Origin of the sequence: Deinococcus carri, from assembly GCF_039545055.1 — a bacterium.
GTDB lineage: Bacteria > Deinococcota > Deinococci > Deinococcales > Deinococcaceae > Deinococcus > Deinococcus carri.
In genome coordinates this window covers 576174-589661 of sequence record NZ_BAABRP010000001.1, presented here as the reverse complement: position 1 = coordinate 589661, position 13488 = coordinate 576174, and the positions used below count along the sequence as shown (strand labels likewise).

Genomic DNA, 13488 nt, shown 5'->3' with positions numbered 1-13488 from the left:
GACCACCCTGTCAGCGCAGGGGAAGGGGCACGGGCGTGACCGCCTGCGCTATCCTCCCTTCCCCATGCTGCCCGCCGACCTGCTCGCCTTTCTCTCCGCACGCGGCGGGCGCGAGTTCGCCGTGATCGCCTGCACCCGGCAGGGCCGCGGCAAAAAGACGCGGCTGCACGAGGTCGGCATCTACCGCCTGACCGCAAGGGGCGAGGAGGTACAGGCGACCGGACCAAGCGGGCAGACACGCCTGCTCACGCGCGCCACCTTTCAGGAGGTGTTCGGCGGGTACGAGTTCCGGGAGCCGCAAGCGACCGGCGTGCTGACGGACCTGGGGCCGCTGTTCGGGTAAGCTGAAGGGGCCTGCGGGCGGGCTACATGACAAGCGGGAGCGAGAGAGGCCACACCTCGACAAGAGGAAAGGGCACCTGCTGTTAGCGCAGCGGATGCCCGGAAAGGTGGTGCTCTCTTGACTCACAAGAAGCCTACCAGGAAACGGAAACCGGTTCAACCGAAGCGAATCATGGAATGGGTGCTGCTCATGACAGCCATCCTGACCATGCTCAAGCTGCTGGTTGAACTGATTCACCTCCTCACCTGAGCTAAAGCCTCTCGTGCGTGCCCGCCGCGTCCAGACCCGCCCACAGGCAACCCCGGCCACCCGGCTGGGGTTTGTGTTTGATACGAATTCCGGTTGAACAGTTTTTGTAACTGTTCAATCCGAGCGGACTTGCAAAGCTGAGGAGTGGCGTCCCCAGGGGCGTCCGTTCACGACGACTGCAAAGCAGAGCGAGGAGGAACACAACGGTTGCCGGGAAGGGAGTTATCGAATCGGCGCTTTCCTGATTTCGATAACAGATTGGACGGAAACCGTATGAGAGGGGCCGGGCACGTCTTTTCGCATCCGGCCCCCACCTGCCCGGCTCTTACTGCTGGCTGTTCGGGATGTTGAACGCCTGGAGGTTCACCGTCACGTCGCGGGTCTGCCCGTTCCGCTGCACGGTGAGGCGCAGGGTGTCCCCGATGCGCTTGCCGATGACGGCGCGGCGCAGGTCGTCGCCCTCGCTGATGGGCTGGCCGTCCACGGCGGTGATGATGTCGCCACCCGTGGCGATCTGCGCGTTCTGCCCCTGCCCGCTTCCGGCCTGCGCGGCGGTCTGGGTGCCGCCCCTGAGTCCGGCCTGGGCGGCGGGGCTGCCGGGGTAGACCTGCTGCACCAGGGCACCCGTGGCGGGGAGGTTCAGCTTCTGGCGCTCGTCCTGCGGCACGGCGCTGAGGTCGGTGAACCCGATGCCCAGGGTGGGCGTGCGAAGCTCACCACCGGCCTGAAGCTGCGGCAGCAGGTGCTTGACGGTGTTCACCGGGATGGCGAAGCCCAAGCCCGCGCTCTGGCCGCTGCCGCCGGTCAGAATCTGGGTGTTCACGCCGATCACCTGCCCGGCGCTGTTCAGCAGCGGGCCGCCGCTGTTGCCGGGATTGATGGCCGCGTCGGTCTGAATCACGTTCTGGTTGACTTCCTTGGTCCCGACCGGCACGGTGCGCTCCAGGCTGCTGATGATGCCCTCGGAAACGCTGAAATCCAGCCCGAAGGGTGCGCCCATCGCAATCGCCTTGAGGCCCACGTCGAGCCGTGAGGAGTCGCCCAGCGGAATCGGCGTGATGGCCCCCTGCGGCAGCCCCTCGGCGCGGATAAGCGCCAGATCGAAGTCGGGGGCGCGGCCGATCACCTTCGCCTTGTAGGTCTGTTTGCTGCCGTGCAGGCGGATGGTGATCTCGCTGGCTCCCTCCACCACGTGGTTGTTCGTGATGATGTCGCCGCGCGTGTTCACGAAAAAGCCGCTGCCGGTGCCCATCTGCACGCCGCCCTGGTCCCCTTCCGGTAAGCCGAACCCGAACTGGTCCTGAAGCTGCTGGCGAAGCTGGGCCTGTTCGCTGCCGCCCGCCTGCTCGGTCACGCTGATATAGACCAGGCCAGCCTGACGGTCCTTGACGACCTGCACGGTGTTCGCCTCGGACTCGGTGCGGGCGCGGCCCGAGTCGAAGGCATTGACGGCGGGTGTGGTGGGGGCCGCCTGGGCGGTCACGGCAGGCGCGGTGCCGGTCACCTGCGCGCTGGACCGCTCGGAGAGTTCAAAGCCCGCAAAGGCACCCAGCGCGAGCGTTCCGGACAGGGCCAGCAGGGAAAGATTCCTGTTCATGCCGGAAGTCTGCCGCACCCCGGTTACGCGGCGGTTAAAAAAGAAGCGGCCAGCTTCCAGCCGCCAGCACGACAAGACCCCCGCCGCTCGGGGCAGGGGCCGGATGCTGGATTGGATTTTGGGTAAAGAGGTACTTCTTGCGCTGGGTTACTTCTTGCGCTTGGTGGTGGCCGGGCCTTTCTTGCCGCCGCCGCTGCTGGTGCGCTCCTTGGCGTCCCGCATGAAGGAGCGGAGCTTGGCCTCGAACTGCGGACTCTGGCGACCGATGGCGCGCGGGCGCGGCACCTCTTCCGGTTCTTCCAGCAACTCCTTGATGGAAAGGTCGAGGCGGCCCCGCTCGTCGCGGCCCAGCACCTTGACCTCCACGTTCTCGCCCTCGCGGACGTGGTCGTGGATGTTCCGCACAAAGGAGTGCGCGATCTGCGAGATATGCACCAGGCCGGTCTCGCCGTTCTCAAATTGGATGAACGCGCCGAAATCGGTCACGCGCGTGACGCGGCCCTCAACGACCGCGCCGGGATCAAGCTGCACCAAGGGTGCCCTCCTGCATCAGCATAAATCACATTCTATATCACGCGCGGCCTGCGTATGCGGCATGAGCCGGGGTAACATGAAGATGATGAAGCTTCGCGGCACGCTCGGCGGCATGAACCTCCTTCTCGAACCGGGCGACACGGCCACCAGCGTTTCGCAGGCCCTGGCCCCGCGCGCCGAACTGCTCGGCGCGAACGTGACGCTGGAGGTGCAGGGCGACACCGACCCCGCCGCGCTGGAGGCCGCGCTGGCGGCGGTGCGCTCGGCGGGGGGCACCCCCGGCCGTGTCCGCGCGCCGCGCGTGACGGTGACCGGTCCGGCGGCAGGTGAGGAGGAAGGCAGCGCCCGCACCGTGATTCTTCCCCACGGCGTGCGGGCGGGCTTCCGGGGCGAGTACCGCGGCAGCGTGGTGATTCTGGGCGACGTGAATCCCGGCGCAGAGGTGGTGGCGGGCGGCGACGTGATCGTGATGGGCGCGCTGCGCGGCGTGGTCCACGCGGGCTACGGGGGCAACGCCGACGCCATCGTGTGGGCGCGGCCCATCGCCAGCGCGCAGATCCGCATCGGGGACGCTGTGGCCCGCGCCCCCGAGGGCAGCAGCCTCAGCACCATGAAAAAGCTGGAGGGGCCGGGCGACGCCGAACTCGCCCGCTTGCAGGGCGGCACCATCGTGATCGAGGCGCACCGCTAGCCCGCCACCCTTCGGGACCCATGCCCATAAGCCAGGGCCTACCCTGGGGGTATGACGCCGACGGAAATCACGGGTCTGACCCTCCGCCGCAAGCGCCCCGGCCTGCCGGTGGACTTCGGGTCCTTTTTCATGTTTTTCGGGATTTCGGGCATCGAGCACGGCCGGGAAGAACGCCTGCGCCGCCGCTTCGAGCGTGAGTATTACCCGCACGTCGTCACGCTGCGGCTCTCGGGCCAGGTCACGCCGGGCCGCTACCACCTGCGCGGCCTCCCCGGCGAGGCGGATCGGCGGGGCTGGACGGTGCAGGCGGGCGGCACCGCCACCGCCGACCTGAGCGACGAGGGCCTGCACGACCTGAACACCTGGCGGGCAGGCGGTGGGCGGCAGGTCGAGCTGGAGCCGCTGGGCTGAGGCCTTCCTGAGGCCTTCCCCCAGCCGCGCCCTCACCCCGTCTTCCAACTGTCTGAATCGTTTCAGTCGTGCCCCGTTTCCTGCTACGCTCTGTGCCATGACGCAGCCTCTCTCCGGCGAACTGAAATGGTGGCAGCGCGGCATCATCTACCAGATTTATCCCCGGTCGTTTCAGGACGCCTCCGGGGACGGGGTGGGCGACCTGCGCGGCATCACGGGGCGGCTGCCCTACGTGGCGAGCCTGGGCGTGGAGGCGGTATGGCTCTCGCCCATCTTCACCAGCCCGATGCGCGACTTCGGGTACGACGTGGCGGACTACTGCGATATCGACCCCCTCTTCGGCAATCTGGAGGACTTCGACGCGCTGGTGGCGGAGGCACACGGCCTGGGGCTGAAGGTGATGCTGGACTACGTGCCCAACCACACCTCCTCCGACCACCCCTGGTTTCAGGAGGCGCTCGCGGGCAAAGGCAGCCCCAAGCGCGACTGGTACGTGTGGCGCGACCCCGCGCCGGATGGAGGCGTGCCCAACAACTGGAAGTCGTTCTTCGGCGGCCCGGCCTGGACGCTGGACGAGGCCAGCGGGCAGTACTACCTGCACCAGTTCCTGCCGGGGCAGCCGGACCTGAACTGGCGCAACAGTGAGGTGCGCGCGGCGATGGCGGACGTGCTGCGCTTCTGGATGCGGCGGGGCGTGGACGGCTTCCGGGTGGACGTGATCTGGCTGCTGGCCGAGGACGAGGGGTTCCGCGACGAACCGGAAAACCCCGAATGGCAGCCCGGTCAGATCGAGCACGCCAGCCTGCAACACATCTACACCCAGGACCAGCCCGAGACGCACGCCTACATCCGCGAGCTGCGGGGCGTGCTGGACGAGTTCTCCACCCCCGAACACGACCGCATGATGGTGGGCGAGATCTACCTGCCGGTCGCGCAACTGCTGCCCTACGCGGGCACGCCCGCAGAGCCGATGGTGCATCTGCCCTTCAACTTCCACCTGATTCTGCTGGGGTGGGACGCTGCCCAGGTGCGCGCCTTCGTGGACGGGTACGACGCGGCGTGCCGGGCCGCGCAGAGCTGGCCGAACTGGGTGCTGGGCAACCACGACCAACCCCGCTTCAAGTCGCGGGTGGGCGCAGACCAGTACCGGACCGCGCAGACCCTGCTGCTGACCCTGCGCGGCACCCCCACCGCCTACTACGGCGACGAGATCGGCATGGAGAACGTCCCGGTTCCGCCGGACAGGCTGGTGGACCCGGCGGGCCTTCAGCAGCCGGGCACCCCCAGCGCGGGCCGCGACCCCGAGCGCACGCCGATGCAGTGGGACAGCGGCCCCAATGCGGGCTTCGCCCCGGCGGGCGTCACGCCCTGGCTGCCGCTGGCTGACGACGCCGACCGCGTGAACGTGCAGGCGCAGGAGGGGGACCCGCACAGCGACCTGAACTACTTCCGCGCGTTGACGGCGCTGCGGCGCGAGCATCCGGCCCTGCTGGGCGGTGACTACCGCTCCCTGGATACCGGCCACGCGGACGTGTTCGCCTTCGAGCGCACCCTGGGGGACGAGCGGCTGGTCGTGCTGTTGAACTTCGGCGGGGAGACGCGGGAGGTGGGCGAGGTGGCCGGGGGCGAGACGCTGCTCAGCAGTCTTCAGGACACGCCTGCCGCCGGGTCGGACCTGCGGCCGAACGAGGCGCGGATTGTGCGGGGGCGGTAAGGCTATCGGGTCGGGGGTGATGTTGTCTGGGGGCCGGGCATCTGGCTGCGGTTTGCCCCCGCCCCCCTACCCCCACAGGAGGACGTCTCCGCCGCGCGGAACGGCTCGCGCGCCTACGCCAGGCTTGCTGACGTGTCTCTCCTCTTGGTGGAGGGGGAGCGGCGCTGCGCCAGGCAGGGGTTCCTGGCGGTTCTGGGCCTGCCAGGCTTCGCCCCGGTTTCCCCCTGGTCGCTCTGCCCAGCCCGCCAGGCGGCTTCAAGCCTGACAGCCCGCTTGAAGCGTGGAACCTGAGCATCCGCTCCAAAGTTTGAAAAGACAGGGGAGGCCAGAACGCCTGCTCTCCTCTGCTGATGGCTCACCGCTGACGGCTGACCGCTGCCTCCCCCACCCCCGCCCGGCTTATCCTCTGCACATGGGCTTTCTGATTCGGCTCCTGGTCAACGCGCTGGCGCTGTACCTGCTGACGCGGGTGTATGCGGGTGTCTCGTTCGCGCCTGGTGCGGGCACGGTGAGCGTGCTGCTGGCGGCGCTGGTGCTGGGCATCGTGAACGCGCTGATCCGGCCCGTGCTGCTGCTGCTGAGCCTGCCGGTGAATCTGCTGACGCTGGGCCTCTTTACCCTCGTCGTGAACGGCGTGGTGCTGTGGCTGGTGGCGAGCGTCACGGCGCTGAACGTGGCGGGCTTCGGGGCCGCCATCGTGGGGGCGCTGATCCTGACGGTCATCAGTTGGCTGCTGGACGCCGTGGTGGGCGCGCTGGGCCTGGACGGGGAACGGCGTTGACGGCAGGCAAGACGCCGCACATCCTCACGACGGTGGCCGAGATTCGCGCGGTGCTGGCAGGGCCGGAGCGCGTCGGCCTGGTGCCCACAATGGGCTACCTGCACGAGGGCCACGCCACGCTGATCCGGCAGGCCCGCGCCGAGTGCGACGTGGTCGTGGTGAGCGTATTCGTGAACCCGCGGCAGTTCGGGCAGGGCGAGGACCTCGGCCGCTACCCCCGCGACCTGGAACGCGACCTGGCGCTGGCGGGGGCGGCGGGGGCCGACCTGCTGTTTCACCCCGACGTGGCGGCGATGTACCCGGACGGCTACGCGACCAACGTGTCGGTGGGCGGCGTGTCGGCCCCGCTGGAGGGACAGTCGCGGCCCGGCCACTTCGACGGCGTGGCGACGGTGGTGCTCAAGCTGCTGAACATCGTGGGGCCGGAGCGGGCCTACTTCGGGGAAAAGGACTGGCAGCAGCTGGCGGTGGTGCGGCGGATGGTCCGCGACCTGAACGTGCCCGTGGAGGTCGTGGGCGTGCCCACCATCCGCGAGGCGTCGGGGCTGGCCCTCAGCAGCCGCAACAGCTACCTGACGCCCGAGCAGCAGGCGCGGGCGGTGGTCCTCTCGCGGGCGCTGCGGGCGGTGCAGGCGGCGGCGGCGGGCGGCGAACGCGATACGGCGCGGCTGCGGCAGGCGGGGCTGGACGTGCTGGCGCGCGAGCCGGAGGTGCAGCCCGATTACCTCGCGGTCGTGGGCGGTGACATGCAGGAAAGAGAACGTGTGGAGAATGATCCCATGACGCGCGTGCTGGTGGCCGCCCGGATGTTCGGCGTCCGGCTGATCGACAACATGCCCCTCTGGCCGGAACCCCTGGAGACGGAGGGCGAGGGGGCGTGACCCTCGACGAACTGCTGCGCGAGATGGTGGCCCGCCGCGCCTCGGACATGCACCTCCAGGTGGGCAGCCCCCCGATGTGCCGCATTGACGGTCGCCTGCTCCCCTGCGGAATGCAGCCGCTCACGCCCGAGCAGACGGCGGCGCTGGCGCGGTCGCTCCTGCCCCAGGAGCAGTGGGAGGAGTTCGAGTACAGCAACGAGCTGGACCTGGCGTACAGCGTGGCGGGCCTGGGGCGCTTCCGCTGCAACGTGTTCCGGCAGCGCGGCGCGGTCGGGATCGTGGTGAGGAGCGTCATCAACACCATTCCGGGCTTCGAGACGCTGGGCCTGCCCGCCGACGTGCTGCGCGGCTTCGCGGGGGCCTCGCGCGGCCTGGTGCTGATCACCGGCCCCACCGGCAGCGGCAAGAGCACCACGCTGGCGGCCATGATCGACCACATCAACCGCACCTACGCCTACAACATCATCACCATCGAGGACCCCATCGAGTTTCTGCACCGCAACGCCAAGAGTCTGGTGGTGCAGCGCGAGGTCGGCACGGACACCCGCGACTTCCGCACCGCGCTGCGCTTTGCCCTGCGCCAGGACCCCGACGTGATCATGCTCGGTGAGATGCGCGACAAGGAAACGGTGGAGGCGGCCCTCACCGCCGCCCAGACCGGTCACCTGATCCTCAGCACGCTGCACACCCAGGACGCCGTGCGGAGCATCGGCCGCATTCTCGACTTCTTTCCGCCCCACGAGCGCCCGCAGATTCGTATGCAACTGGCCGAGTCGCTGGTGGGCATCCTCAGCCAGCGCCTGCTGCGCCGCGCCGACGGCCTGGGCCGGGTGCTGGGCACCGAGGTGATGCTCAACACGCCGCTGGTGCAGGACTACATCCGCGACGAGCAGAAGACCCCGCTGATCAAGGACGCCCTGATCGAGGACAACATTCGCGGCATGCAGACCTTCGACCAGCACCTCGTCCAGCTCTACCGCCACCACCTGATCACGCTGGAAGAGGCCCAGAACGCCGCCACCAGCCCCCACGAGCTGAAGCTGATGGTCACGCGCGCGGGTCTGGCCGACTGAACCGAACACGAGCCTGGGCGGAGGGGGGAAACAGACGGCTGGCCCAGGGCGGCGCTGCGTGCCCCTGCCGCGTTGCTGGGGGGGCAATTCCACAGCACGCCGACTCATCCCGGTTGCTCCCTCCGCTTCGCCGCCCGGCCCAGAAAGGTGTGGCAACCTTTCTGAACCCCGCCCTATACTGGGCCGCCATGACCAAAGCACGCATCACCATGACGCAGCGGGGCTACGACAAGCTGCGGGAAACCCTGAACTACCTGAAAACCGAACGCCGGGAGCAGATCAGCGAGTACATGGGGTCCGCCATCGCCGACGGCGACCTGCGCGAGAGTGCCGCCTACGACGAGGCCCGGATGCAGCAGAGCGAGAACGAGGCGCGCATCATCGAACTCGAAGACCAGCTCGAACGCGCCATGATCATCGAGGAAGACGCCACCGGCGGCGTGGGCCTGGGGGCCAGGGTGCTGGTCCGCGACGAGAAGGGCAAGGAACACCGCTTCGAGCTGGTCGGCACCTACGAGGTCGATGTCCTGAAGGGCAAGATCAGCGACGCCAGCCCCATGGGTCAGGCGCTGAGCGGCAAGCGCCCCGGCCAGACCGTGACCGTGCAGCTTCCGCGCGGCACGGCCAAGTTCGAGGTGCTGGAAGTCACCTACGAGTAAAGCCCGCAGAGGGGGGCACAGAGGGGGCGGGGCGCAGGCTCCGCCCCCCTGCTGCCGTACGGAGTCCGCGCCAGAGGGCCACGGCAACCGCTGAGGCTTCCCTGTGCCTGTTCATGGCTCAAAGCTCCTGGCTCATAGCCACCCCTCCCCCGCCCGGTACAATGCCACCATTCTCGCTGGAATCACTTCCAGCCCGCTTCCCGCCCCCGCCACCGGAGGATTCTCCATGATGATCAAACGTTCCAGCGGCGTGCTGCTGCATCCCACCAGCCTTCCCGGTCCGTACGGAATCGGGGAACTCGGCCAGAATGCCCGGCATTTCGTGGACTGGCTGGCGCTGGCCGGCCAGACGTACTGGCAGGTGATGCCCCTCGGGCCGACCGGGTACGGCGACAGCCCCTACCAGGCCTTCAGCGCCTTTGCGGGCAATCCCTACCTGATCGACCTGACGACCCTGCGCGAGGAGGGCCTCTTGCAGGACAGCGACTTCGCGGCGCTGCCGGGCTTCGAACCGGGGCGGGTGGACTTCGGGCAGCAGTACGTATGGCGCAACCAGATGCTGGAGCGGGCCTATGCCCATTTCGCCTTCGGGGACGCCCCGGCGCTGGAGCCTGAATTCGAGGCGTTCAAGGCCGAGGAAGCCGCCTGGCTGGACGACTACGCGCTGTTCATGGCCCTCAAGGCGGCGCACGGGGGCCTGCCCTGGAACGCCTGGGACCCCGGCAGCCGCGACCGCGTGCCGGAGGTGCTGGCCGCCGCGCGTGAACGCCTCGCCGCCCCCAGCGAGCGCGTGAAGTTCATCCAGTTCCTGTTCTTCCGGCAGTGGCGGGCGCTGCGCGAGTACGCGCGGGAACGCGGCGTGCAGGTGATTGGAGACATCCCCATTTTCGTGGCGATGGATTCCAGCGACGCCTGGGCGAACCGCGAGCAGTTCTATTTCGACGACCAGGGCCAGCCCACCGTGGTCGCGGGCGTGCCGCCGGACTACTTCAGCGAGACGGGGCAACTGTGGGGCAATCCCCTCTACCGCTGGGACGTGATGGAACGCGACGGCTTCCGCTGGTGGGTGGAGCGCTTTCGCGGCAGCCTCAAGCTGTACGACCTCATCCGTATCGACCACTTCCGGGGCTTCGCGGCGTACTGGGAGATTCCCTTTCCGGCCGAGACGGCCATTCACGGGCGCTGGGTGCCCGCGCCGGGACACGCGATGCTGGAGGCCGTGCAGCAGGCGCTGGGCCAGATGCCCATCATCGCTGAGGATCTGGGCGTCATCACACCCGACGTGGAGAAACTGCGCGACGACTTCGAGCTGCCGGGCATGGCCGTGCTGCAATTCGCGTTCGGCGGCGGCGACTTCAGCGTGAACGACTTCCTGCCGCACAATCTCAGGGTCAATCAGGTGGTCTACACCGGCACCCACGACAACGACACCTCGCGCGGCTGGTGGCAGCACGCCGACGAGATGGAAAAACATAACTTCCGCGTCTACACCCACAGCGACCCCAACGAGGACACCTTCGCGTGGCAACTGCTCGGGATGGCGCAGGAAAGCCGCGCCAACCTCGCCGTCGTGCCCCTCCAGGACGTGCTCAACCTGGGCAGCGAGGCCCGCATGAACCTCCCCGGCACCACCGGCCCCCAGAACTGGACCTGGCGGTATCTCGCGGCGGACCTGCGCCCGGACCTGGCGGAGAGGCTGCGGGGGGTGACGGCGGAGGCGGGGAGGGTGTAAAGGGAGGCAGGACGCGGTGCGCGGTACGCAGGGAAGGCCGCTCTTTATCCCGCGCACCGCTCCCCGCGTACTATCCTCCCCCCATGAAGCTCTACACCAGAACAGGCGACAAAGGCTCCACCGGCCTGTACGGCGCGGACCGGGTCAGCAAGGCGCACGCGCGGGTCGAGGCGTACGGCACGGTGGACGAACTGAACAGTGTGCTGGGGCTGGCGCGGGCGCATAACGCGCGCGAGGCGCAGCCCGACGCCGCGCTGGACAGCGACCTGGAGTACCTCCAGAACGCCCTCTTCGACCTGGGGGCCGACCTCGCCACCCGGCAGGACAGCCCCTACGCGAAAAATCTCAGCCGCATCGACGCGGAGGACGCCGCCTTTCTGGAAGCGATGATCGACCGCTATCAGGAAGGCGCGCCGCCCTTCACCGGCTTCGTACATCCCGGTGGCACGCCCACCGCCGCCGCCCTGCATGTCGCCCGCACCGTCGCCCGCCGCGCCGAGCGGGAGGTGATTCGCCTCGCCGCCGAGGAGGAGGTGGGGGAACACGTACAGATTTACCTCAACCGCGTGTCCGACCTGCTGTTCGTGATGGCGCGGGCAGCGAACCAGGCGGCGGGCATGAACGAGCAGGCGTGGACGGTGAAGAAGCGAAGATAGGCGAACGAGCAACAGAGGGCCGGAGCTTAGGGCGGCGCTCCGTTCCGTTGCCGCGTGTCCTGGGCCGCAACTTCACTTCACGCCGCCCTTATCACGGTTGCTCACTTCGTTCGGCCCAGAAAGGTTCGGCAACCTTTCTGGGCACCGCCCTATAGAACTGCCCCGGCCTTCTGCCATTTGCCTTCCGCCTTCTGCCTCTACACCATCTGCAAGGGGCTGCTCAGGGCCGCCGCCTCGGGGTTGAACCGGGGCAGCTCAGGCAAATCCTGACCGTCCGTGCTGATCAGGCGGCCATACAGCATGTGCGGCGTGGCGTGTTCGATGCGGGCGTGGTAGATGCCGGGGCCGCTCGCGCCGAGGGCCTTGGGCACGACGGTGGGGTGGTTGCCGCGCGTGTGGCCTTCCAGGAAGCCGGTGTCGTGGGCATCGCCGCGCAGCAGGAGTTCCTGAACGGTGCCGACCTGGGCGGCGTTCTTGCGGGCGCTCCACTCCTTCTGCCGCACAATCAGGCGCTGGAGGCGTTCGGTCTTGAGTTCGCGCGGCAGGTCCGTGAAGTGCTTGTAGCTGGGCGTGCCGGGGCGCGGCGAGTAGATGAACATGTAGGCGCTGTCGTAGCCGACCTCGTCGTAGAGGCTGAGCGTTTCCTGGAAGTCCTCCTCCGTCTCGCCGGGAAAGCCCACGATGATGTCGGTCGCCAGCACCACGTTCGGCATGTGCCGCTTGATGTCCGCGATGTGGCCCAGGTACTTCTCGCGGGTGTACTCGCGGGCCATGCGGCGCAGCACGCGGCTGGAGCCACTCTGCACGGGCAGGTGCACGTATTCGCACACCGCGGGCGTCTCGGCCATCGCGGCGGCCACGTCCTCCGTGAAATTCATGGGGTGGCTGGTGGTGAACTTGATGCGGCGCACACCCGAGCGGCCCACCAGCCGCAGCAGGTCGGCAAAGGAGGGATACCCGGCCAGCCGCGCGCCCTGGTCCACCCCGTAGGCGTTCACGTTCTGCCCCAGCAGCGTGACCTCCTGCACCCCGGCGGCAAGTTGCATGTCCAGCTCGCGCAGGATGTCGTCGGGGTGGCGGCTGACCTGTGGGCCGCGCGTGGTGGGCACGATGCAGTAGGTGCAGTGGTGGTCGCAGCCGCGCATGATGGTGAGGTGCGCTTGCAGCTTGCCCTGTGGGGGCGGGGGGATGTGCCCGTGCAGCTCGTCCTTGAATTGCAGGCCCCAGAAACGTTCGTTCGCCTCCAGCGCCTTACCGATGTCGAGCAGGCTGCCGGGACCGAGCAGCACGTCCACCTCGAACTTGCGGGCGATCTGCTGGCCTTCTTCCAGTTGGGCGAGGCAGCCCATCATGCCGACCACCAGCGGGCGCTGCGCCTTCTGCTTGCGCAGGTCGCCCAGCAGTGAGCGGACCTTGTCCACGGGTTTGCCGCGCACCGCGCAGGTGTTCACCAGCACGAAGTCGGCCTCGTCCACGCTGGACACGATGTCCGCGCCGAAACTCACGAGTTGGGACTCGACCAGATGGGTGTCGTACTCGTTCATCTGGCAGCCGTAGGTTATGAGGTGTGCCTTCATCTGTCTTCTCCCCTGGCCTGACGGAGGGATTCCGGGGCCTTTCACGCCGCATGAGGCGGGCGGGGGAGATTCTAGCGTTCAGGGCGTGGTCGGTGCCGGGGAGAGGGGCACGTTGGCGGGGGTGGGGGACGCACCCGGCACCTGCTTTTCCAGATTCACGACGTAGCCCAGCAACTCCTTGCCCAGCAGGACAGTTCGCAGCGTTCCGCTGAGTTTGGTCCCGGCAATCTCGGCGCGCAGGGTGCCGCGCAGCTTGTCGCCGTTCTCGAAGAGGTTCACGTCGAGGCTGCCGCCCGCCCCCACCCGCTGGAACTTGCCGCTGAGGGCGTAGGCCTTGCGGCTTTCCAGGTTGGTGATAACGCCGCTGGCCCGGCCTTCCCGCTCCTGCACACTCAGAATCAGGCGGTAGGGCACCCGGCCCGTACCCCCCACACCGACACCCTCATAGGTGCCGTTGACGGCCCGTTCCAGCGGCGTATTGCCGGCGATATACGCCCCAAAGGCGCAGCCGGTCAGGGCGGGCAGTAAAGCAGCGGCGGCCAGCAGGCGCGGAAGGACGTTCAGGCGCATGGGCGCAGCTTAAGCAGCAC

14 protein-coding genes are annotated in these 13488 nt (G+C 68.3%); 10 read left to right on the top strand and 4 right to left on the bottom strand.

Going from position 1 to position 13488, the window contains the following annotated elements; all coding sequences use genetic code 11:
* Positions 1-64: 64 nt before the first annotated feature.
* Complete coding sequence (locus tag ABEA67_RS02950; protein ID WP_345460616.1) at positions 65-343, top strand: hypothetical protein; 279 nt, start codon at positions 65-67, stop codon at positions 341-343.
* Positions 344-917: 574 nt separating this feature from the next.
* Here ABEA67_RS02950 and ABEA67_RS02945 read toward each other — a convergent pair.
* Both ABEA67_RS02945 and ABEA67_RS02940 read right to left on the bottom strand, forming a co-directional pair.
* The gene (locus ABEA67_RS02945; protein ID WP_345460613.1) at positions 918-2189 is read right to left on the bottom strand and encodes a S1C family serine protease; all 1272 of its coding nucleotides are present in this window, start codon (positions 2187-2189) and stop codon (positions 918-920) included.
* A 147-nt stretch (positions 2190-2336) separates the two neighbouring features.
* Entirely contained in the window at positions 2337-2723 is a 387-nt protein-coding gene (locus ABEA67_RS02940) for a S1 RNA-binding domain-containing protein (protein ID WP_345460611.1), read from the bottom strand.
* 85 nt (positions 2724-2808) lie between these two features.
* On the opposite strand from ABEA67_RS02940, the gene ABEA67_RS02935 reads away from it, so the two are divergent.
* From ABEA67_RS02935 to ABEA67_RS02895, 9 genes are all read left to right on the top strand, one after another.
* Positions 2809-3414, top strand: a complete 606-nt coding sequence (locus ABEA67_RS02935) for a septum site-determining protein MinC (RefSeq protein WP_345461791.1) — start codon at positions 2809-2811, stop codon at positions 3412-3414.
* Positions 3415-3465: 51 nt separating this feature from the next.
* A complete protein-coding gene (locus ABEA67_RS02930; RefSeq protein WP_345460608.1) occupies positions 3466-3825 on the top strand; it encodes a hypothetical protein in 360 nt (119 codons plus the stop codon).
* Between the two features lie 97 nt (positions 3826-3922).
* Positions 3923-5539, top strand: a complete 1617-nt coding sequence (locus ABEA67_RS02925; protein WP_345460605.1) for an alpha-amylase family glycosyl hydrolase — start codon at positions 3923-3925, stop codon at positions 5537-5539.
* Between the two features lie 412 nt (positions 5540-5951).
* On the top strand, positions 5952-6320 hold the full coding sequence (locus ABEA67_RS02920; protein ID WP_345460602.1) for a phage holin family protein: 369 nt from the start codon (positions 5952-5954) through the stop codon (positions 6318-6320).
* Positions 6317-7201 carry a pantoate--beta-alanine ligase gene (gene panC / locus ABEA67_RS02915; protein ID WP_425557144.1) on the top strand — a complete coding sequence of 295 codons (885 nt, stop codon included), beginning with the start codon at positions 6317-6319 and terminating at the stop codon, positions 7199-7201. The genes ABEA67_RS02920 and panC overlap by 4 nt, the downstream gene beginning before the upstream one ends.
* Positions 7198-8274 (top strand): type IV pilus twitching motility protein PilT, encoded by a 1077-nt coding sequence (locus ABEA67_RS02910; protein ID WP_345460599.1) that lies wholly within the window; start codon positions 7198-7200, stop codon positions 8272-8274. The genes panC and ABEA67_RS02910 overlap by 4 nt, the downstream gene beginning before the upstream one ends.
* 188 nt (positions 8275-8462) lie before the next feature.
* Complete coding sequence (locus tag ABEA67_RS02905; RefSeq protein ID WP_345460596.1) at positions 8463-8933, top strand: transcription elongation factor GreA; 471 nt, start codon at positions 8463-8465, stop codon at positions 8931-8933.
* 226 nt (positions 8934-9159) lie between these two features.
* Positions 9160-10665 carry a 4-alpha-glucanotransferase gene (malQ, locus tag ABEA67_RS02900; protein ID WP_345460593.1) on the top strand — a complete coding sequence of 502 codons (1506 nt, stop codon included), beginning with the start codon at positions 9160-9162 and terminating at the stop codon, positions 10663-10665.
* An 83-nt stretch (positions 10666-10748) separates the two neighbouring features.
* The gene (locus tag ABEA67_RS02895; protein WP_345460590.1) at positions 10749-11321 is read left to right on the top strand and encodes a cob(I)yrinic acid a,c-diamide adenosyltransferase; all 573 of its coding nucleotides are present in this window, start codon (positions 10749-10751) and stop codon (positions 11319-11321) included.
* A gap of 197 nt (positions 11322-11518) precedes the next feature.
* Here ABEA67_RS02895 and miaB read toward each other — a convergent pair whose 3' ends face one another.
* Positions 11519-12898, bottom strand: coding sequence for a tRNA (N6-isopentenyl adenosine(37)-C2)-methylthiotransferase MiaB (gene miaB, locus ABEA67_RS02890; protein ID WP_345460587.1), 1380 nt, complete (start codon positions 12896-12898; stop codon positions 11519-11521).
* Positions 12899-12976: 78 nt separating this feature from the next.
* Complete coding sequence (locus tag ABEA67_RS02885; RefSeq protein ID WP_345460584.1) at positions 12977-13468, bottom strand: hypothetical protein; 492 nt, start codon at positions 13466-13468, stop codon at positions 12977-12979.
* Between the last annotated feature and the right edge of the window lie 20 nt (positions 13469-13488).